This window comes from Methanolobus chelungpuianus (genome assembly GCF_024500045.1).
GTDB lineage: Archaea > Halobacteriota > Methanosarcinia > Methanosarcinales > Methanosarcinaceae > Methanolobus > Methanolobus chelungpuianus.
In genome coordinates this window covers 175,854-196,821 of the sequence record NZ_JTEO01000006.1, presented here as the reverse complement: position 1 = coordinate 196,821, position 20,968 = coordinate 175,854, and the positions used below count along the sequence as shown (strand labels likewise).

Here is a 20,968-nt window from a genome sequence, read left to right as displayed (position 1 = left end):
GAGAAAATAATATATTAAATAAGTATATCTATGTCGGTGATTATATTCACCTACTTCTAATAGGTGAATTGAATGGCTTGGATAAACAAATCTGGCTTAAAAAGGTTGGTCACATTATTGATATTGTTCTTTTGCCTTGAAACCGTATCTGCTGCAACGATTACTGTCGGACCAAGTGATAAGGATTACACTACAATAAACGCTGCAGTCACTGCAGCAAGCCCGGATGACATCATTCTTGTGAGCGATGGTGTCTACAACGAGGATATTATCATCAGCAAGACAAATCTGACTATCATTTCAGAAAACGGTTCTGCAAATACCCTTATTAGACCTTCGTTATCTTCCGGTCATACTCTTCAAGTAACTGCCAGCAATGTCACTATCCAGGGTTTCAATATCACAGGTGGGAGCTACTATGGAAGAGCAGGCATCTACGTGATTTCAGCTTCCAATTGCACCTTCTCCGAAAATCAGGTAAATGCAAATCACTATGGCATTTATCTCGAATCTTCAGGTAATAATATCATTCAAAATAACAATCTCAGTTCCAATTCCTATGCAGGTGTTTACCTGGATTCTTCAAATAACAATGTCTTCACTGACAATGTTGCTAACAGCAATAACTATGCAGGCATTATCCTAACTACTTCTTCAAGCAATAATACATTCGCAAACAATAATGCCAGCTTCAATTACATAGGTATACAGATAGGTCATCTTAGCGATAATAACCTTTTAACGAACAATACTGCCAATTCAAATACTTGTTATGGAATTCTCCTTAGTAGCTCCAGTGACATCACCCTGAAAGACAATACAGTCAGCTCTAACAAATATGGTATCTCTATATGGACCTCTGTCAACTATACTTTGATCAGCAATGGGATGTTATCGAATGACTATAACTTTGAGGTTTTCGGCTCGGATCTGGAGCATTTTATGCATGATGCAGACCAGACAAATCTTGTCGACGGTAAGCCACTGTATTATTGGACCAACCGCTCGGATGCAGTAGTGCCCTTGGATGCAGGACTCGTGTGCCTGGTAAACTCCACAAATATTACTGTAAGGGATATCGAGCTGTCAAACGGTTATGATGGTATATTGCTTGCATACACCAATAATTCAACTGTAAGGAATGTCATAGCATCAGGAAACTATTACGGAGTGCATCTGGTATCTTCCAATCTCAATAGTTTTGATGCTGTCACTGCCAATAACAATGCCGGAACAGGCATTTTTGTTGAATCCTCAAATAGCAATAGACTCACCGATAGCATCGCTTCGCATAATTCTGGTTACGGCATTCACGTTCGCTATTCAGGTAATACAATAGTAGATAAGCTAGTTCTGACATCTGATGCTGCTAAAATATCATTTGTAGTTGATGGCTCTGAAATAGGAGTAGCCGGAGATGACATGAGTTCAGTGGCCCTTCCCGGGAAAAGAAATTTAAATGGATACGTAACTATTGACAGTTCAAGTGACATGGGCGTCACATTCTATTATAAGGATTCAGGAATGAGTGGCACAGGTGAATCCTCGATAGGCCTGTTCAGGTTAAATGGCATAGAGTGGACAGAAGTTACAAACACATCACTTGACACTGCTGGGAATTATGTTTATGCCAATCTCTCAGAGTTTGGCACATTTGCACTCTTCAAGAATCCTGAAAGTTCTGTTTCTTCTGGTTCCAGCGATAGCTCCCTGACTGCAAGAATAAGGTCACAGGGAACGGTAACTGACCTGCCTTTGGGAGAGAATGGGCAGCTTATCAGTGACACCATAGTGAGATCAGCAGATTCAGCAACCACTTTGACGCTCTACGGGGGCACTCAGGCTTTTGATCCTTATGGAAATCCTGTTAATCGGATTATAATAACCGTTCCTGCTTCCCTGCCCCCAGGAACCCCTCAAGAGCTGATCAGGTCAGGTCTTTATTTTGACTTCGGTCCCTCAGGGACCGTATTCAGCCAGGATGTAATGGTCTCAATTAACTTCAACCCTGCAGATTTTGAAGACAGGACCCCTGCCATCTACACTTGCACGTCTGAAGACGGTTGGATCTCTCTGGAAACAACGGTAGACTGGGAGACTGGCAGGGCAAGCGCAATTATAAGCCATTTCTCACTCTATGCGCTCTCCGTGACAGATGTTGGGGATACTGTAGCGATAGCACCTGTAAGTGATGCCGGACTATCTGCTGAAGTTGACAGCCTGGATGATAATGACAGCGATCCTGATCATTTTTATTGGTCAGCGAGTATCGGGATCCTATTGGTACTAGTACTATTGATAGTGATTTCCAGAAACCGGCAGAAAGGTGAAAAGGAACTTTGATCCTTCATGTTCTTTCTTTTTTATACTGCCAATTTGATCTTGATGGTGCACTCTTTTAATCCTGACACTCACGTAATTATATATAGTTAAAATGTATAAAAATACTTGTTCATAATGAGTAATTTATGCGTGAGCAGCAGAGTATCCGGACATGTGCACAAGTGAGCTTACAGATAACAGATGTTCTCAGGCAAGGTTTCCATAGGCAGGTTTATGCATACTGTTTAAGGTGTTCCTTCACCGGAACAGTCTGCTAGGAGTGCGCACAATTAAAACAAGAGGTATGTATGTATTTCAATATTTATACGATTCCCTTGATTGCCTCGGTGTTCGCTCTCTGCTTACTGGCCTTCTATATACAAAAGATCAAAACGACCCCGGGTGTCCGCTACTTTTCATTGTTGCTGCTATCCACTGCGTTTTATTCCCTCTTCTATGCACTGGAGATATCTTCCTATGATCTGCAAACGGTCCTGGTCTTCTATAAGCTGGAATACATAGGGGTTTCCACAATACCTTTCTTTTTCCTGCTCTTTGCCATTAATTACACAGGGAAGAAGCAGTGGTCATCCAATTCACTGATTGCTGCTTTCATGATCGTTCCGTTAACCACGTTCTTACTTGTCTTTACAACTGAATATCACGATCTTTTCCATAAAAACTTCTATATTGCCAACGAAGGTCTTTTTCCTGTGGCTGTCTATGAACCCGGTATATGGTTCTGGGTGCAAAATGCATATACAATCACTTGCATCGTTCTGGGTGTAAACCTGCTTTTCGGTATGCTGCTGGGGGCCTCACCTGCCTTGCGTAAACAGGTCTCCATTGTGTTGCTGGGTTCCATTATCCCTTTCATGACATTCTTGTTGTACCTGGCAGGGATGAAACCCTGGGGTATTGATCCTGCGCCTTTTTCCATGACCTTGAGTGGATTCATCATCTATGTAGGATTCACCCGCTACAAATTGTTCGATTTCGCACCCATGGCGCGCAGTCTTCTTTTTGATAATATCCCGGACAGCGTGATAGTCCTCGATATGGAAGGACGGATAGTGGACTGTAACCATACTGCACTGAAGCATCTGCGTATAAAAACCGAAGATATGGGGAAGCGGGTCTCGGAACTCCCGGCTCCCTGGGTGGGCCTTCTGACAGAGGGGTCAGAAACGGGCATGAAGGACAGCAGGGAAGTAAAGATGACCATTGAAGATTCTACTTTCTGGCTTTCGGTCACATCTTTGCCGCTTAATGACAAGTATAGGGGTATAACAGGCTATATGGTGATCATAAGTAACATCACTGCCCGGAAGACTGCAGAAGAGGAACTGCTTGAAAAGAATCGCCTCCTTAAAGAAGCAACCGATCATGCCAATCACATGGCTTCCCAGGCAGAGATGGCCAACAGTGCCAAGAGCCAGTTCCTTGCTGTAATGAGCCATGAGATGCGCACTCCCCTTAACGGTATAATCGGGTTCACCGACCTGCTCATGGAAACCGAACTTACGGAGGCTCAAATGCAGCACATGAAAGCAGTCTACACCTCAGCGACCTCACTGCTTGACCTGATAAACGATGTGCTGGATTTCTCAAAGATCGAGGCTGACAAACTTGAACTTGATACTGAGAGGATCGACCTCACGGAAATATGCGAGCAGGTTGCAGACATTGTAAAATGCAGGGCACATGAGAAAGGACTTGAATTGCTGCTCAACATCTCTCCGGAAATGCCACGCTACGTTATTGCTGACAGGCTAAGACTGAAACAGGTGCTTGTTAACCTGCTGGGCAATGCTGTCAAGTTCACGGAAACAGGAGAGATAGAACTGAGAATAGAAGCGATGCCTGTTACAGATACCGGACTTGCCGATTTCACATTTTCAGTAAGGGATACAGGGATAGGTATTGCAAGGGAAAACCTTTCCCGTATATTCAACTCCTTCTCACAGGCAGATGGCTCCATCACCCGCAGGTATGGCGGGACAGGGCTTGGACTGACAATCTCAAACAGGTTGCTTGAAAAAATGGGTTCCAGGCTTGAACTTGAAAGCGAGCCCGCAAAGGGAAGTACATTCCGTTTCACCGTCAGCTTCGAGGCCGAGGAAGGGGAGCAGTTCGTCGGCTACGATCTATCAGGCATCCGCCGGGTGTTGGTAGTGGATGACAATATTACAAGCCGTTCCATTCTGGAGAGGCTGCTGCGCTCAGCAGGTATCAAAGTCGATCTTGCAGGCAATGGGGCAGAGGCTCTCTGCATGGCTGACGAGCACGATTACGATCTTTTTATCGTGGATTATGATATGCCTCTGATGAACGGTCTTGATCTCGTGCGCGCCTTCAGGGACAAATCCGCATTTTCCCGGGATATGGGATCGTTCATAGTAATGCATAACTTACCGGACAGTTCCCTTGTTCACAACGGATGCAAGGAATTGGGCATCCGGTCCGTTATCACCAAACCGGTCAGGATCACAGAGTTCTTCAGGACGCTTGCTCACGTCCGCTCCACTGAAGAGACTTTCCTCACAGCAGGGACCGAAACCAGACCGGAAAGACCGGAAGGAGAGCCTTGTGACAAATATACGATACTACTCGCTGAGGATAATGAGATCAACATGATCCTGGCATCCACGATAATCTCGGGCCTGTTCCCGCAGGCCAGGCTGATAAAAGCGACTGACGGGCAGCAGACTGTCCGGGCATTTAAGGATACGGGGCCGGATATGGTATTCATGGATATCCAGATGCCTGAGCTAAGCGGATATGATGCTTCCAGGGCCATCCGGAAGATAGAGGCAGATACCGGCGGAAATGACAGGCGCGTACCTATAATAGCGCTTACGGCAGGAACTGTGAAAGGGGAAAAGGAACGCTGCATGGAAGCAGGCATGGATGACTATATAACCAAACCTGTTATCGCCGGAACTATCAGGGATATTTTACATAAATGGTTGCCAACCTGTGATTACAGGCCTGGGTTACCTGAGGGAGACAGCAACTCAGATTGCGATCGCTTCAACAAAGAGCAACTGCTGAGCAATATAGGCGGAGACCTGCAGATGTTCAATTCGCTCATTTCCACTGCAATGGCCGCCTTCAATCAGAACCTTGCAGATATAAGGGCGGCTTATAAGGTAAATGATATGCAGGACTTAAAGAGGCGTGCCCATAAGTTAAAGGGAAGCGCTCTGAACATTGGCTGCAATATGCTGGCAGAAATAGCATCGAAGGTTGAAGATGCAGCAGAAAAGAACGATATGGCAGTTGAGATGTTATTGCAGGAAATGAGCAATGAAATTGCATTGATAAGGGAGGATATCTGTGCCGATTGATCGGTTTATTACTATATCTGGCACGATCTTATGTGAATGCGGTCATATCTCTGTTAAGGGAACTGATCGATTTACATAATACTCGAAAAACTCTCTCCCCCACTGGAGGGCATCATTGCTGCTGCACAGCAGGTAGCTATTATCAATTCTCCCGTCATTTCTTATTAGGTCCAGCATGATGCAATGGTCATTGTATGAGACATACTTAAAATCCATTTTTCCAGGGAAAACGAAAATGTGGACAAGATCATTCCGAAGAAGTCCTGCAAGGCTGCTATAATTATCCCTGATCAACTTATCATACAGCTTCCGGTAGATCACAAAATCCAGTCTCACCCCGCAGTCTATCAGTTCATAAGCCATTTCCGTAAAGTTCGGGTGAAGCAGCGCAGTAACTGCAGAATGTGACCGGGATCGTTTGGTTGCTTCATAGAATCTTCTGTCTATCTCGTGTGCCTCCACTATTGAGGGATTCACAACTTCGCATCGTCGGAGTTCACTTATTCTTTTAAACAGATGCGATGGGATGAAGTCAAGGCTGCGGGTTCCCCAGTATTCGATATTGGTATCAAAGACATCTGCAGTATCTATGAAAGGCGCCATTTCGTCGACTATCAGTTTTCCTACAGGTGTGAGTTCGTAGGTGTCGTCATAGTGGACAACAAGGTATGATTCCTCAAGTATCTTCATCTGGGGAAGTAATGCCTGCCTGCTTGTTCCAAGGGTTTTGAAGATACCTTCCATTTCCCTTGCTCCATCATGCAATAGTAGAAGAATATTCTTTCTTTTCTCTGATCTGAAGACTATGTCAAGCAGAGCTTTCTCCATTTCCCGCACATCCTATAGAAATCTGCAATCCGGATATACCCTTTCCACTATTCAGTTTATATGAGTCGTACTATTTATACGTAGTTTGATCTGCTTATCCTTCTTGGGGAATACCGGGGCGCACAACATTTATATCCCGGGCTCGGTTCATTAATACAGGTTCATATGCCAAGATATTGCAGTGTATGCGGGGCCAAAAGCGGGCGATGTAATCACCTGGTCATGGATGTTGCCAAAAAGGAACCCGAAAGGGACAGCCAGAGGGATAAGAGAAAAGAGAGTTGAGGCCTGCCGAATCCTCATGGCTGTGGCCTGAGATGTGGCCAAACTGACGGGCAAGTTGAAGGGGATGTACGATAAAATATACACATCTCAGAAAGCCAACTATACCAGTTGAACATAATATCTAATCCTTTTAATAATTTACGGTGTATAATATGCCTTACCTGCCAGTGCATTCACGCTGCTGCATGTATCCTTCTCCCCAGCGGCAGAGCTCCTCCAGTACGGGAATGACAGTTCTTCCGAAATCCGTAAGCGAATATTCCACCCGCGGAGGTATTTCCGGGTACATTTTGCGCCTTACAAGGCCGTCCTCTTCCAGTTCCTTGAGTTGCTTGGTCAGCATTTTGGGAGAAATGCCTGGCAGGACTTGCTGCAGGCTGTTGTAACGGAACGTCTTTTCCTTCAACTGCCACAAGATAAGAGGTTTCCATTTTCCTCCTATGACATCCAGAGTTGCTTCCACAGGACACTTGTACCCGTTGCATCTTCCGGCATCTTTTGCCTCGTTCTCCATGAGCATGATAACATTACTATCCTTTTTGTTAGTTCCTCTCAAAAGTGAGTGTATGATATATAAATATAGTCGCTGCTTATTAACTGCCAATACTGTATGATACTGTTAAAGAACAGCGTCATGAGATCAAGAATGTTAAAAAAGGAAATGATCGCAATGAAAGTAGTTGGTTTTGTTGGAAGCCCGAGGAAGAACGGGAATACGGATGTATTGGTGCAGCAGGTACTTGACGGGGCCATGGAGGCAGGAGCTCAGGTAGAGAAGTTCTACATAAACGATATGAACCTTAAGGGCTGCCAGGGCTGTGATTACTGCAGGAGTATCGATGGCTGCAAGATCAGGGATGATATGTCAAAGGCATACGACGCCCTGAAGAACGCAGACGGTTTCGTATTCGGTTCACCGATCTATTTCTTCCAGTTCACGGGCCAGATGCGCCAGTTCATTGACCGCTGCTGGGCACTTGTGAATCCGGATTTTACTCCACGTATCAGCGTCGGGAAAAAGGTTGTGATTGTGGGCGCACACGGTGCTCCTGAAGCAGGCTCCTTCAACGGTGTCTATGATGAATTCTCAAGAACCCTGGGCATGTTCGGGATGGACGTGAAAGGCACCTTCATAGACGCAGGACATCATGCTCCGGGTGGAGTGAAGGAGAACGCAAAGCTGATGGGAGACGCAAAGGCTGCGGGTGCTTCACTTTTCAAGTAGCTGGAAGACCGGCTGCATAAGAAACATACGGGACGATCCTGAAGGGGACCGGGTCCTGGCCCGCGTCATCCCTTCAGGAGTTCTTTGATTTTCCACGTCAGCGATCAAGGATGAAAAGAAGCTCATGCAAGTGCGTTCTCTTCTCCGGGGTCCAGTGCGAACAGGCATGATGATCCTGTTTTTTCCACAGCCATGCGTATGAGATCAAAATCAGGCCCAAGGTCCAGGCTGAATATGTTAATGGAGGCCTGTGGTGCCTTTGATAGGACGGCCTGCATATCGCCGGGTATCACTTCCGCTATAACGTTCGGTATCCTCGCTATCTCGGCAAGGTTATTCAGGTATTCCTGCGCTTTCCTGGGTATCAAGCTGATCCTGCATGCAGCTTATCATTCTGAGCTCTGCTTTCCAGTTCTTTTTGAGCTTATCTACTATGAGAATGGAGAGATCCATATTTCCCAGTTCCATGCTGATATCCCAGTCAGGGCTTCAATCTTCCACCCACAGGTTGATGGAGTTCTCCCTGCCGAAAAAAGCGTCCCTGGGGAGGGCCAGCAACAGTACTCCGATCCTGCGCTCTGCAGCTTTGCGGATAACGTTCCTGAGCTTTTCATTCTCCGACTCAAAGCTGCTCAGGTCAATGAACAGCACCCTGGACTGAAAAAAGCTCCTCCCAGTGCTTCCATCCCTACTACTTTCCCTGACAGGCCAAGTAACTTGATAGAACTCTTGGGATATGCTATGCCCCTGAGGAAATTGAAAGTGCCTGTGAGTAGTACATTCGGATACTCCACTCTTTCCTGCAGTGTCCCATCGCTCTCAGGATCGGCAATATCCCTGTTATCCAACAAAAGTCCCCGCTAAATTTCTTAAACGGGATTATATAATCGTTTCCTCCGCATCTTTATAGGATTGCACATATACTCTTTTTATGATCCGGTGTGCGGAACAGGTGTGCTGGGTCGGGGACTGGCGGGAGTAGGTGATAATGGAATCAATATCTAACGAGAACTATCGTGAAGAACTGGTCAAAGGGGATAGGGTACGGGCTAACACGCCCCGGAAGATAAACGAGAAAATAAACAGGGAGATCAAAGACAGTGTAATGTATTATGCAGAAAGGCCCGATTATGAGGTTGCCGGAAGGATCGAGAAACTGGATAAAGAGTGGGATATCGAGCGCACTCTTGAAACCAATGCAAGTATCCTGGCTTCTCTTGGGGTGGTGCTTGGATTCTCCAGGAGTAAAAGATGGTTCCTCCTATCCGGGATAGTCACAGGTTTCCTGCTGCAGCATGCTATTCAGGGCTGGTGTCCTCCTGTATCACTATTCAGGAGGCTGGGAGTGCGTACCCGGAAGGAAATAGATGTCGAGAAGTATGCGCTCAAGTCCCTGCGTGGAGACTTTGATGGTGTCTCTTCCATGGATGACAGAAGGGACCGTGCGCTGGAAGCGTTTAGCAGCAGTACGAGTATCTAAACGCCTTACATGCCTGAGGGTGCCTTGCCCTTATTTGCTTTTTGTCTCTACCTGATGGCAAACATCACCATGGCTGAAAAGACCGGGATCAGGAAATTATCATTAAGAAAGAACTTTATCAAACCGGTCAGGCTGACTTTCCTTACCGTCTGCAGTTTGATAACGCTCTCAATGAACATGCCACCTAATGCTCCTGCAGCTGCCTGGACAGGACTCACGAACAGCAGAGCTCCGGCAAAGGCGGCAGCCAGTCCGCTCACTGTTCCTTCAACAGTCTTGCTTTTCGAATAGGGCAGCCTATGCCTTCCTATAAGTACGCCTACTACAGTGGCGATCGAATCACCAAGAGCAACTATGGCAACTGAAGCGTAAGCTATGTTCCTGGGAAAGAAGAACAAAGTGACAAGTACTCCTGAGAGCAGCAGTATGGTTCCCTGCATCTTTACTGTTTGTATCCGTGGCCTTGCGAATCTGCGGAAAATACCCGGCGTTTTCCTGGAAATATCAGGTTGTTTGAACAATACGGACATAAACACTGCTACAGCCAGCAGGACTGCGAATACCGGTACCGCGTGGTCTCCCGATAAATAAATGGCAATAATGAAGCCTGCGCCCGTCAGCATATGTATTAATTGGCGTCCGATCTCGCCGGTCAAAAAGGGCCTCTTATCACTCATGTGTGGAAGGCCTCTCCTTTAGAGCTCGTTATATCCCCTACGTATATCTTTAGATACCTATAGTATATTAAGTATGGGAGTTAAAAATAGTCTTCTGGCGGTGTTGTGTTCCCGGGCAGCCGCCAGATGGCTTGTTGTAGCGCCTTAGCATGTTTATAGTACTTTATTTACTGTCATGAGTGTCCCAAGCGCGATCCTCTTCAGGGTGCTCTCTGTCTCTACAGATATTTCTTCCCTGCCTAAAGCATCTTTAAATTCATTGTAGGGACTGTCTGAATCAATTATCTCCCTGGCTGTCTCTTCATCAGTCGTGACGGTGACAGAAGGATCGACCTCGGCAGGTGAGGATACTTTTTCATAGTACAGGACCTCTCCATTATTGGTTATTACCTGCGCATAAAGTTTCTCACCCTCAGCGGTAGTTATGTCAAAAAGTATCACATCGTTCCCTGCTATCCTTTTAACAATCCAGGGAACATCATCCAGCCTGGAGTTATAACGCAGTATCTGTTCTTCCAGTTCACTGTAAAGGTCATCAGGGGCCGTCAGGCTCGCAAATGCATCTTGGTCTGTAATCTTCGCAGTAGTTGCCAGGGCAGGATTTGAGAACAACAGAACTCCCGCTATTAACACCCCAACAGTTATTATCTGTTTCCTGTTCATGGTCATGCCTATCAATAGAACCTACGCATGAATACTATAAGACCATGTCCATATAAATAGAAACTTATGTACGGAACTTCCAATCAGAATCAATAAATAACCGTATATCTAAGTTCCTACAGGTGATGTTCATGGATTGTCTGTTCTGTAAGATCGTTTCAGGTGAAGTGCCTTCATACAAGATCTATGAAGATGACGCTGTATATGCTTTTCTGGATATCTATCCCACTTCCGAAGGGCATACCATAGTCCTTCCTAAAAAACATTCCATGCGGTTCACAGAAATGAGTGAGGCAGAGGTGTCCTCTCTTTTTGCCTCTGTGAGCAAGGTAGCCAGGGCAGTGGAGGAGGCGCTGGATGTCCCAGGATCGAATATCGGCCTCAACAACGGAGAGGTCGCAGGCCAGAGCGTGCCTCATGTGCATGTGCACATAATCCCAAGAAGAGTGAATGATAAGGGCGGTTCCATGCACACTATAGTGAACCAGCATCCTGATACAGGCAATCTAGGGGAGCTGGCCGATATTATCAAAAAGGCTTTCTGAGGACAAATTTCAGATTATTGACTTACAACAGTGACTTCAGACAATAAGGTATCACAGAAAAATGAAAGAGGGAAAAAATGACCCAGAATGAAGAAAAAGTCCTTGAGGCATTGAAAAGTGCAGGAAAACCACTCCGGCCAGGAGATATTGTCGAGATGACCGGCATAGACAGCAAAGAGGTAAGCAAGGCATTGAAGTTCATGAAAGATGCCGGTACCATATGCTCGCCGAAAAGATGTTTCTATGCACCTTCCGAATGAGCAGGCTTTAATGCCTGCTTTATGAATTTATTTTTGATTTGTTTGCCACGGCTACATTAATTCCTGCCGATCACGGTGATATCTATATTCCTTTTCCTGGGGCCGTCCAGTTCAGCAAGAAAAACGCTCTGCCAGGTTCCCAGCACAAGCCTTCCATCCCTGACGGGGATACTTTCACTGTTTCCCAGCATCACGGCTCTGAGATGTGCAGCGGCATTGTTGTCTATCCTGTCATGCTGATAGCCTGCTCCTTCGGGGATGATCTTCTCCAGCACTGACAGGATATCCGCAACGAGACCCTGTTCATTTTCATTTATGAATATTGCAGTGGTCGTATGCATTGTGCTGACAATGCAGATGCCGTTCTTAACTCCGCTCTCAGTGACATGCCTTTTCACATTACCGGTTATATCAATGAGTTCCGTGCGTTTGCTGGTATTCACTTGCATATTATCCCTTTACATGCATTAGGATACATGGGATTAAAAACATAGGTTTCTGTTTTGCGTAGCTTATAGATGAAAACTGATATTCAGCTTAAAATGAACTAAAACAGGAGTATTCCTTACGGATGCATCCTTACTTCTGATCTGTTAAAGGATTGGCGTTATGAGGCTTTAAGTCCGCTCACAACCGCATTGGAGTTCACGAGGCCATAGCCGTAGCAGTTAGCCTTTTCTTGGCAGCCAGGCCGATTGCAGTCTTCTGCAGCCGGGAACGAAGCTCTGCAGGGTCCCATTTACCGTTCTTGCTGGTATCATATGGTGCCTGCTGCATTCGTGCTCATCAGCAGGGCCACGGCTCCTGTGACATGCGGTGTCGCCATGCTTGTGCCTCTCTTGAAACCGTGGAGTCCCCGGGCACTGTTGACTTGAAGCCGATGCCTGGTGCTGCAAGCTCAGCCTGTGGATCATAGCATGGCCATGAGATTTCGGTGTTGGTGGAATCCACAGCAGAGGCAGCTATGACCGAGCTGTATGCTGCCTATACAGGGCAAGCAGGCATTTTATCTTATCCTGGGCGCCTGGCTTTTTTACTGCATGTTCATCTGAATGACTTAAAAATGAACATAGTAGTAAATAATATGTATACAGCCAAATAAAAATAATGAGCGCACCCTGTCTGGCAAGGTCCGCTCCTAAAATCCACTTTAAAACGTTACGCTAAGGGTTGAAAGTACATTCTGTGACGGATCATACACGTATCCGCTGCATGCGACCTCATTTACCGTGAATGTAAATGTACCTGCCGGACTCTTTACCTGTGATGATGTGAATTTCACAACACCGCCAGCATCTGTAACTCCTGAGACGGTCCCGCTTGTCAGTCCGCTCCAGCTTCCGTTCACACTTGCCCCAGGGATAGCCTTGCCACTGGAATCTACTACCTTTACAGTGAACACAGCCCAGCCAAAAGTGTTCTTCCCCTTAAGGGAGGAATCTTTTACCGCTGTGAGGCTTCCAACAAAGATCTTGTTCTCAGTGGTCGCATCTGGCACAATTACCGGTTCTGTATCTAATGACGTATCCGGGACCGGTGTACTTTCTCCTGCCGGTGCATTCTCAAGACCATTGACAGCAGCGTAGGCATTGACAAGTCCATAGCCGTAATAATCATCCTTCCCGGTGGCACCCAGGTCTGTTGCGGTCTTCTGCAACCTGGAACGAACTTCTGCAGGGTCCCAGTTGCCGTTCTTGTTGGCATCATAACTTGTACCTGCAGCATCCGTGCTCATCAGCAGGGCCACGGCTCCTGTGACATGCGGTGTTGCCATGCTTGTGCCGCTCTTGAAACCGTAGAGTCCCCCGGGCATTGTTGACTTGATGCTGACACCGGGAGCTGCGAACTCTATCTGGGGACCATAGCATGACCATGAGGTTTTGGCATTGGTGGAATCCACAGCAGAGACTGCTATCACAGAACTGTATGCTGCCGGGTAGATAACAGAGCCGCCTGAATTGCCGGCTGCTCCCACAAGCACCACGCCTTTGCTGTATGCATTGTCACATGCGCTCTGCAGCGTGGATGATGATGATGTGCCTCCAAGGCTCATTGTGATCACATCGGCATTGTTATCGACCGCCCAGTTTATGCCTGCTATGATGTTGCTGTATGAGCAGTACCCGGAACTGTCAGCGACTTTTACAGAGTAAAGTCCTGCCTGGGGCGCTGCTCCGAGCACTCCTATTCCATTACTTGCCGCAGCTACTGTTCCCGCAACATGTGTTCCGTGGCTGTGGTCATCCATAGGATCGTTGTCACGGTTAACGAAATCGTAACCTCCCAGATAGTTGGCCATGAGGTCGGGATGCGTGTAATCAATACCTGTGTCAAGGACTGCGACCTTTATGCCGGTGCCTGTGAATCCGCTTGATTGAGCGTTGACTGCATTGATACGGGTGATCCCCCAGGGAACCTCGTCGGCAAGGATCTGTGCCTGGCCGTCGGGTTCGATGAAGTCGATGTTAGGGTTCTTCGAAAGGGCATCTATTGCCTTCTGCGGAAGCTCAGCAGCGACTGCAGGAACGATAGTGTACTCATGTTTTACATTGCCGCCGTACGCTTTCACAAGTTCGGCATTTGCCTTCCCCTTGAAACTTATCAGTACGGGGATCTTCTCGTTATCCTTCTCTTCCTGGACTGCCACGGCGGGTACTGCCAGAAAAGACAGCAGGATACATGCAATGACTAACAATGTTATCTTTTTCAGGGCCATTGAAACACCACTTGAGATTCTTATTAATCCAAGTGGCTGATGGACGCATATATATAATTTATGAAATTAAAATGCTATTTTTATAAAAAACATGAAGAAAAAGCGCCTTCAGTAGAGCTCGTTACGGGAAGAAAAATCATGGACATAGGATTAAAAAAGATACTATCCCTATATCCGTTAGAAGCAGGGTTACTTTCAGAATCTTTCAAGGCCCTCAAAGTCAAGGGTGGCAAAATAATCGTCCACTGTTTCAGCCCTTCTGATCTGGATAAAACTCCCGTCCTCGTTCAGCAGGATCTCTGCAGATCTCAGCTTGCCATTATAGTTGAATCCCATGGCATATCCGTGTGCGCCGGTGTCGTGGATGACCAGCACATCGCCTCTCTCGACCTCAGGCAGTTTCCTGTCGATGGCGAACTTATCGTTATTCTCACAGAGGGAGCCCGTGACGTCGTACATATGCGTCGCTGCCTCCTTTTCTTTTCCCAGTACTGTAATGTGGTGATATGCTCCGTAGATGCCGGGACGCATCAGGTTTGCCATGGAGGCGTCAGTACCCACATAGTCCTTGTATATGTGTTTCAGGTGCCTGACAGTTGTCACAAGGTATCCGTATGGTCCGGTGATCACTCTTCCGCACTCGAGGTATATCCGGAGAGGATGCAGCCCGTTAGCTCTTATCTTTTCATCATAGGCCTTCTGCACTCCTGTGGCTATGGCATCATAGGAAACCCTTTGCTGCTCGGGCCTGTAGGGGATACCGATGCCTCCTCCCAGGTTCACGAACTCAAAGCGTATGTCCAGTTCCCTGGAAAGTTCAACGATGAGATCGAAGAGTATCTTTGCAGTCTCCACAAAATACTCCGGGTTCAGCTCATTGGATGCGACCATGGTGTGCAGGCCAAACCGCCTGACTCCCTTTTCCTTCATCATCCTGTATCCTTCAAATAGCTGCTCCCGCGTAAAGCCATATTTTGCTTCCTGCGGATTTCCGATGATCGCATTTCCCTCCTTGAGCGGACCGGGGTTGTACCTGCAGCATACAAGTTCAGGCAGTCCTGCGGTCCTCTCAAGGAAATCTATGTGGCTGATATCATCCAGGTTTATTATGGCGCCGAGTTCCCTGGCCTTGATGAACTCCTCTGCAGGCGTGTCATTGGAACTGAACATTATGTCCTCTCCGACAATACCTGCCTTTTCTGCAAGCAGGAGCTCAGCCATTGAACTGCAGTCAGCACCGAACCCCTCTTTCCTGAGGATCTTCATGATGTAGGGGTTTGGCAGTGCTTTCACTGCAAAGAATTCCTTGAACCCGTGCACTACACTGAAAGATTCTTTCAGGTCCTTTGCATTGCTCAGGATGCCCTTCTTGTCATACAGGTGGAAAGGGGTGGGGTGTTCTGTTATTATCTCGGCTATTTTGTCTTGAGTGAACGGCAGTTCCTTTGAGACCATGATATTACCTCTTTTAAGAGTTGTCCATATCAAGTCAATACACGAATAAATAGTTGATTGGAAACTTTTCTAAGAATTAAATGTTTTATCTGTGCGCTTAGTTTTTATAGAACTTGTTCGTATATGGTAAAACGAACCCGGTTTCGGAAGCATAGTCATATAAATGAAGAACGCGAAAATATGAATGGAGATGAATACATGGACGACAAAAGACGTCATGAAAATGACGATAAGTCCAATGAAATAAAGATCGAAACGATAGACCAGTTGATAGATCATATCCTGAGTATGCTCGAAAACAGCATCAGTGATGATGCTGACCGGCCTCTTGTTCAGGGTTTCACTATCATCAGTCAGCCTGGTAAGAATCCTACGATCTTTGGGTTTGAGGGGAGAAAGTCTGTGAAGCCGAGTGATGAAGAGGAGAAGGAAGGGGACTTCTATATCCTGCAGCAAGATCCTTTGATCGAAGTTCAGCAGACAGGTGACAGAGTGTATCTGCTGGCTGATCTCGGGGCCGATGAAGATAGCATTGAGTACTGTCCATCGGATATGCATGTAGAGATTAATGTCATGGTCGATGGTGTGGGTTATTCAAAACTTGTGAGGTTGCCGGCAAGAGTTGACCCTGATTCAGCCAGGTCAACCTGCAGGAACGGCGTGCTGGAAATCTCATTTGAGTATCCGCAGCATGACGAGTAAAAGGGCGTACAGCCATCTCATAATTTTTCTTTAATGCTAGATTCATCTTTTTGTTCGGCTTGCAATTGACCTCTAAAGAAGTGTTTCTCCAGTTTCCTGAAAACATCTTCAAGGTCGTTATATCGGAGGTACGCGTACTCGTCCAGCGGGGTTGGCATATCGTTAACTATGACAAGTTTCCCTTTGTTTCTTATTGAGCAGAGGGGAAGTGAGGCTGCCGGCTGCACCACCAGTGAAGAACCTATGACCACGAACAGGTCGGCGAGGGAACTCTCGATCATAGCCTTTGTTATTGTTCCTTCATCAAGCATCTCTCCAAAGAAGACTATGTCGGGTTTGATAAGGCCTCCGCAGGAAACGCATTCCGGTACTCTGCCATTGTTGACCACTTTTGCTACATGCTCATAAGAGTATTTCTTACCACATGACAGGCATGTGTTCTCCCTTGCAGAGCCATGGATCTCAATAAGGTTCCTGGAGCCGGCTTTCCAGTGCAGCATGTCAATGTTCTGGGTAATGAGGGTCTTGATCATCCCTGCAGTCTCCATCTTTGCAAGTGTGTTGTGGATGAAGTTTGGCTCCTTTTCGCCAACACTGAAAACCATTTCCCGGGAATGTGAATAGAAGTACTCGGGACTTGAATGGAAGTGATCGATGTCGAATATCCTGTCAGCATCAAATCTTCTGTAGATGCCGTTCTTTCCTCTGAAGTCGAAAATGCCTGAAAAGGTTGAGATGCCTGCTCCGCTGAGGAATACGCAGTGTCTTGATCCCTCGAGAAGTTCAATGAACCTGTCCATCCCTGTATGTTCGGATCCCAAGCACTATAACACTTTCTATGATCTCATTTTTTCAAGCGGGTAACTTTATATAATGCTCCGTGAACCAACTCCTATAAACAATTTCCGCTAATCCTGCTGTAGTATAAGATCCGATTAAATATACTTGATGACAACTTATTTTTTTCTTATTTTCATGCAAAAGCACGCTGCGGAATAACCGCATGGATTTAAATATCATTATTAGTGATGTCTGATTGATGTAGAATTACGAAAAACCACTATCTAACTATCATTCTACTTATCTGGCTAGACAAAAAACATATCCGATCGTTAAAACGGCGATAACATGCAGCTGACCCTGGGAAAGAAAGACTCTGTCATTTATTTGTTCATCCTGAGCTTCATGATGATCGGATCGTGGCATATGCTGACACTGGGCACCCATTTGTTCTGGATACTGTCGCTTAGTCTTCTAATGTTATTCTTTTTAGTTTACAGCTGGCAACTGATCAGGATTGACAGGAAGCTTCGGTCTGAGAGCAGACCGGATGATCATGGCATTGAAAAGCCGATATACATGAATGAGATCGAAAAAGCCTTCTTCGACATTTCTTCCATTCTTGTCTTTTCCGAAGATACTGATGATATGATCAGGCAGTCGCTTGAAAGACTGGCTCTTATACGCCATGCTGACATAGCTTCTTTTTATAAGGTAATAAGGAATGACGGATCAAAGGCGGTTCTGCATCAGTGGTACGCACCAAAGGATACCCGTCTTCCGGATGAGAACGGGAGCATGGAGGAAATACAGTTCAAGTGGCTTCTGTCCCGGTTAGCAGATGAGAGAACAGTTATAGTCGCATGTATTGACGGTCTCCCCGCACAGGCATTCCCTGAGAAGGCTTTCATGAAGTGCATGCAGCTAAGGTCCCTCGTGGCCTATCCGGTCATAACCAGTGGAGAGCTTTCAGGTTTCATTGTTCTGGGGTACAGGTATGAGGATAACAATGCAGTGAATGAGATGAAGGGAATGCTTGACATGTTCTCCAGTTTCCTGGGAATCGCATTTGAAAAAAAGCAGGCTCTTGAGTCTCTAAAAAGGAACAGGGCCCAGCTTGAGCATCAGCTTGAGTTTGAAAGCCTTATAAGTGAGATATCAACAAAATTCCTCTCCCTGAAGGCTGAAGAGCTTGACCGCGGCATTGACCTTGCACTTATGAAGATAGGAGAGTTCGCCGGTGTCGACCGCAGCTATGTGTTCCAGTTCTCTGACGGAAAGTCCCTGATGCATAATACTCATGAATGGTGTGCTTCCGGTGTAAAGCCGGAAAAAGACAATCTTCAGAGCATGCCCACAGCAGATGCCCCCTCGCTCATCAGGGATCTTGCTGCATTCAAGCCAGTACACATCTCCGTAGCCTCCATGACGCCTGAATACACGCAGTCTGAAAAAGACATACTGGAATCCCAGGGGATCAAGTCCCTTATTCTTGTTCCGATGGTCATTGATAATGACCTGCTGGGGTACATTGGCTTTGATTCGGTCAGAGAGGAGAAAAAGTGGTCGGATGAATCGGTCCGCCTGTTAAAGGTGCTGGCCCAGATGTTCGCATCCGCCCTGCAGGAAAAAACGGCAGTTGAGTCACTTAATACTGAGAGGGACCAGTTGCTGTCCATATTTGACAGTATGGAAGAACTGGTCTATGTTTCCGATCCTGTAACATATGAGATCCTGTATGTGAACAAGCAGCTCCGGGAAAAGCTCGGAACAGACCCTGTCGGGGATATGTGCTATAAGGTATTTCAGGGTATGGAGAGTCCATGTGACTTCTGCACCAATCCCGTCATCCTGAGAAAAAGGAACGAATCATGTGTCTGGGAGCATTATAATGATTCAGATAAGAGAAATTATTCCGTCACTGACAGAATAATCAAATGGCCTGACGGGCGTGATGTGCGCCTGGAGCTGGCACGCGACATTACAGCAGTAAGAGATGCTGAAAAGGACGCCAGGAAGAGCGAGGAAAAGTTCCGCAAGACTGTTGAGAACTCCCCTATGCCTATCGCGATCGTAAGCCTTGAGGGCCTGATAGAGTACGGTAACAAGAGGTTCATAGAGGCTTTTGGCTATACAAAGGAAGATATTGCTTCGATCGGTGACTGGTGGCTGCATGCTTATCCGGACGAGGTTTACAGGGAGGACTGGCACGAAGAGTGGGAGCGTATTCTCAACAGCAACGATGCGGGCGTGGTCAGGAACTCGGACGTGGTGTGTAAGGATGGTACTGTAAGGAACATCGACTTCCATTTTGCCAGAACTTCGGATGAGGTTATCATTGTTGCGCATGATCTCACGGAAAGGAAGAAGTTCGAGGATGCCCTGCTGCTTGAAGAGGCGCGTCTGGAGGCCCTGCAGCAACTGAACCAGATGACAGAACTCTCGGTCAGTGAGATAGAGGACTTCGCACTGGAAGAAGGTATCAGGCTCACAGGCAGCAAAACCGGCTATATCGGCTTCCTCAGCGAAGATTCCAGGTCCCTTATAATGCACACATGGTCAGAGAATGTCATTATAGAATGCAATATGGATTGTTCAAATACTGAGTTCCGCCTTTCTGAGTCGGGGCTCTGGGCCGATGCCATCAGGCAACTCCAGCCTGTGATAATAAACGACTATGATGCTCCTCATTCACATAAGACCGGATGCCCGGAAGGGCATATTTGTATTGAACGCTACATGGCCGTTCCCATAGTAGACGGGAACAAGATCGTAGGTCTTGCAGGGGTTGCCAATAAGACCTGCGATTACGACCAGGCGGACGCAAGACAACTTACGCTCCTGATGCACGGCATGTGGAGACTGATACAGCGCAGGAATGCAGAGAGTGCCCTGAGGAACTATGCATCCAGGCTCTCGGAGGCAAACACAGAGCTATCAAAGCTGAATGAAGAGCTCAAGTCCCTTGATGAGCTAAAGAACAATTTCCTCTGCAATATAAGTCACGAGCTTAAAACGCCGCTTATACCCATTCTGGGTTTTGGTGAGCTTGTCGCAGACGGAACTCTGGGCCCTCTCAGTAATGAGCAGAAAAAAGCAATGGAGACTGTAATGCATAGCTCAGGACAGCTCAAACGGCTGATAGAATCCCTTATCTTCATGAGTTCCCTTGAAGCAAAACAGTTTGCCTATGATATGAACCCTGTGCACCTTGAGCCTATAGTCGAGAAGGCCATAGTGATAATATCACTTGAGAACAGGGATAAAAAGGTTATTTTACACAAGGATATCCCATCTGACCTGAGTATTATAAATGGAGATACGGATTACCTGTCCCAGTTATTCATGCACCTTGTGGACAATGCCTTCAAGTTCACTCCTTCCGGTGGCAGGGTCTCTGTTTCCGGCTGGAACGAGAATGGCTCTGTCCACCTGACCGTGGAAGATACTGGTATAGGTATTCCAGCAAACAAGATCATGAAGGCCTTTGATAGCTTTTACCAGATCGATGGCTCAAGGTCCCGCAGGTACGGAGGGACAGGTATCGGGTTGAGTATGTGCAAAAAGATCACAGAGGATCACGGAGGCAGGCTTTGGATAGAAAGCGAGGAGAATGTGGGCACCAGGGTGCACATAATCTTCCCCGTACTTCTCTGAGAGCCGGTTTTGATCCTGTCTCT

Annotated in this window: 22 protein-coding genes; 8 read left to right on the top strand and 14 right to left on the bottom strand. The window is 46.6% G+C overall.

Features of this window, described 5'->3' with window-relative positions; genetic code table 11:
• The first annotated feature begins 72 nt into the window (after positions 1-72).
• Positions 73-2,343, top strand: coding sequence for a right-handed parallel beta-helix repeat-containing protein (locus PV02_RS11235; RefSeq protein ID WP_256623511.1), 2,271 nt, complete (start codon positions 73-75; stop codon positions 2,341-2,343).
• 287 nt (positions 2,344-2,630) lie between these two features.
• A complete protein-coding gene (locus tag PV02_RS11230; RefSeq protein WP_256623510.1) occupies positions 2,631-5,672 on the top strand; it encodes a histidine kinase N-terminal 7TM domain-containing protein in 3,042 nt (1,013 codons plus the stop codon).
• Positions 5,673-5,714: 42 nt separating this feature from the next.
• On the opposite strand, the gene PV02_RS11225 is transcribed toward PV02_RS11230, so the two are convergent.
• Both PV02_RS11225 and PV02_RS11220 read right to left on the bottom strand, forming a co-directional pair.
• The gene (locus tag PV02_RS11225) at positions 5,715-6,500 is read right to left on the bottom strand and encodes a helix-turn-helix transcriptional regulator (RefSeq protein WP_256623509.1); all 786 of its coding nucleotides are present in this window, start codon (positions 6,498-6,500) and stop codon (positions 5,715-5,717) included.
• Positions 6,501-6,942: 442 nt separating this feature from the next.
• Positions 6,943-7,341 (bottom strand): winged helix-turn-helix transcriptional regulator, encoded by a 399-nt coding sequence (locus PV02_RS11220; protein ID WP_256623508.1) that lies wholly within the window; start codon positions 7,339-7,341, stop codon positions 6,943-6,945.
• Between the two features lie 90 nt (positions 7,342-7,431).
• On the opposite strand from PV02_RS11220, the gene PV02_RS11215 reads away from it, so the two are divergent.
• Positions 7,432-8,010 (top strand): flavodoxin family protein, encoded by a 579-nt coding sequence (locus PV02_RS11215; RefSeq protein WP_256623507.1) that lies wholly within the window; start codon positions 7,432-7,434, stop codon positions 8,008-8,010.
• A 122-nt stretch (positions 8,011-8,132) separates the two neighbouring features.
• Here the strand turns inward: PV02_RS11215 and PV02_RS11210 are convergent, their stop codons facing one another.
• Genes PV02_RS11210 through PV02_RS11195 form a run of 4 tightly spaced genes read right to left on the bottom strand, consistent with a single transcriptional unit; the run spans position 8,133 to position 8,858 of the window.
• Positions 8,133-8,378, bottom strand: coding sequence for a hypothetical protein (locus PV02_RS11210; RefSeq protein ID WP_256623506.1), 246 nt, complete (start codon positions 8,376-8,378; stop codon positions 8,133-8,135).
• Complete coding sequence (locus PV02_RS11205; RefSeq protein ID WP_256623505.1) at positions 8,344-8,478, bottom strand: hypothetical protein; 135 nt, start codon at positions 8,476-8,478, stop codon at positions 8,344-8,346. The genes PV02_RS11210 and PV02_RS11205 overlap by 35 nt, the downstream gene beginning before the upstream one ends.
• Before the next feature lie 21 nt (positions 8,479-8,499).
• Entirely contained in the window at positions 8,500-8,661 is a 162-nt protein-coding gene (locus PV02_RS11200) for a hypothetical protein (protein WP_256623504.1), read from the bottom strand.
• On the bottom strand, positions 8,643-8,858 hold the full coding sequence (locus PV02_RS11195; protein WP_256623503.1) for a hypothetical protein: 216 nt from the start codon (positions 8,856-8,858) through the stop codon (positions 8,643-8,645). Before PV02_RS11195 ends, PV02_RS11200 begins: the two co-directional genes overlap by 19 nt.
• Before the next feature lie 140 nt (positions 8,859-8,998).
• On the opposite strand from PV02_RS11195, the gene PV02_RS11190 reads away from it, so the two are divergent.
• Positions 8,999-9,490 carry a DUF2892 domain-containing protein gene (locus PV02_RS11190; RefSeq protein ID WP_256623502.1) on the top strand — a complete coding sequence of 164 codons (492 nt, stop codon included), beginning with the start codon at positions 8,999-9,001 and terminating at the stop codon, positions 9,488-9,490.
• A gap of 47 nt (positions 9,491-9,537) precedes the next feature.
• Here the strand turns inward: PV02_RS11190 and PV02_RS11185 are convergent, their stop codons facing one another.
• Positions 9,538-10,167, bottom strand: coding sequence for a diacylglycerol/polyprenol kinase family protein (locus tag PV02_RS11185; RefSeq protein WP_256623501.1), 630 nt, complete (start codon positions 10,165-10,167; stop codon positions 9,538-9,540).
• Between the two features lie 153 nt (positions 10,168-10,320).
• Positions 10,321-10,779 (bottom strand): hypothetical protein, encoded by a 459-nt coding sequence (locus tag PV02_RS11180; protein WP_256623500.1) that lies wholly within the window; start codon positions 10,777-10,779, stop codon positions 10,321-10,323.
• Positions 10,780-10,961: 182 nt separating this feature from the next.
• On the opposite strand from PV02_RS11180, the gene PV02_RS11175 reads away from it, so the two are divergent.
• Complete coding sequence (locus tag PV02_RS11175; RefSeq protein WP_256623499.1) at positions 10,962-11,375, top strand: HIT family protein; 414 nt, start codon at positions 10,962-10,964, stop codon at positions 11,373-11,375.
• Positions 11,376-11,452: 77 nt separating this feature from the next.
• A complete protein-coding gene (locus PV02_RS11170; protein ID WP_256623498.1) occupies positions 11,453-11,635 on the top strand; it encodes a MarR family transcriptional regulator in 183 nt (60 codons plus the stop codon).
• A gap of 56 nt (positions 11,636-11,691) precedes the next feature.
• Here the strand turns inward: PV02_RS11170 and PV02_RS11165 are convergent, their stop codons facing one another.
• The 5 genes from PV02_RS11165 to PV02_RS11145 form a co-directional block, all read right to left on the bottom strand.
• A complete protein-coding gene (locus PV02_RS11165; RefSeq protein ID WP_256623497.1) occupies positions 11,692-12,084 on the bottom strand; it encodes a secondary thiamine-phosphate synthase enzyme YjbQ in 393 nt (130 codons plus the stop codon).
• Between the two features lie 196 nt (positions 12,085-12,280).
• Positions 12,281-12,412: a hypothetical protein gene (locus PV02_RS11160; protein ID WP_256623496.1), complete on the bottom strand. Its 132-nt coding sequence runs from the start codon at positions 12,410-12,412 to the stop codon at positions 12,281-12,283.
• Entirely contained in the window at positions 12,393-12,461 is a 69-nt protein-coding gene (locus tag PV02_RS11155) for a hypothetical protein (RefSeq protein WP_256623653.1), read from the bottom strand. The genes PV02_RS11160 and PV02_RS11155 overlap by 20 nt, the downstream gene beginning before the upstream one ends.
• A gap of 324 nt (positions 12,462-12,785) precedes the next feature.
• A complete protein-coding gene (locus PV02_RS11150; RefSeq protein WP_256623495.1) occupies positions 12,786-14,351 on the bottom strand; it encodes a S8 family peptidase in 1,566 nt (521 codons plus the stop codon).
• Between the two features lie 195 nt (positions 14,352-14,546).
• Positions 14,547-15,806, bottom strand: a complete 1,260-nt coding sequence (locus PV02_RS11145) for a diaminopimelate decarboxylase family protein (protein ID WP_256623494.1) — start codon at positions 15,804-15,806, stop codon at positions 14,547-14,549.
• 198 nt (positions 15,807-16,004) lie between these two features.
• On the opposite strand from PV02_RS11145, the gene PV02_RS11140 reads away from it, so the two are divergent.
• A complete protein-coding gene (locus tag PV02_RS11140; protein ID WP_256623493.1) occupies positions 16,005-16,508 on the top strand; it encodes an Hsp20/alpha crystallin family protein in 504 nt (167 codons plus the stop codon).
• Between the two features lie 17 nt (positions 16,509-16,525).
• Here the strand turns inward: PV02_RS11140 and PV02_RS11135 are convergent, their stop codons facing one another.
• Positions 16,526-17,329: an SIR2 family NAD-dependent protein deacylase gene (locus PV02_RS11135; RefSeq protein ID WP_256623492.1), complete on the bottom strand. Its 804-nt coding sequence runs from the start codon at positions 17,327-17,329 to the stop codon at positions 16,526-16,528.
• Between the two features lie 307 nt (positions 17,330-17,636).
• On the opposite strand from PV02_RS11135, the gene PV02_RS11130 reads away from it, so the two are divergent.
• Positions 17,637-20,945 carry a GAF domain-containing protein gene (locus PV02_RS11130; protein WP_256623491.1) on the top strand — a complete coding sequence of 1,103 codons (3,309 nt, stop codon included), beginning with the start codon at positions 17,637-17,639 and terminating at the stop codon, positions 20,943-20,945.
• Positions 20,946-20,968 lie beyond the last annotated feature (23 nt).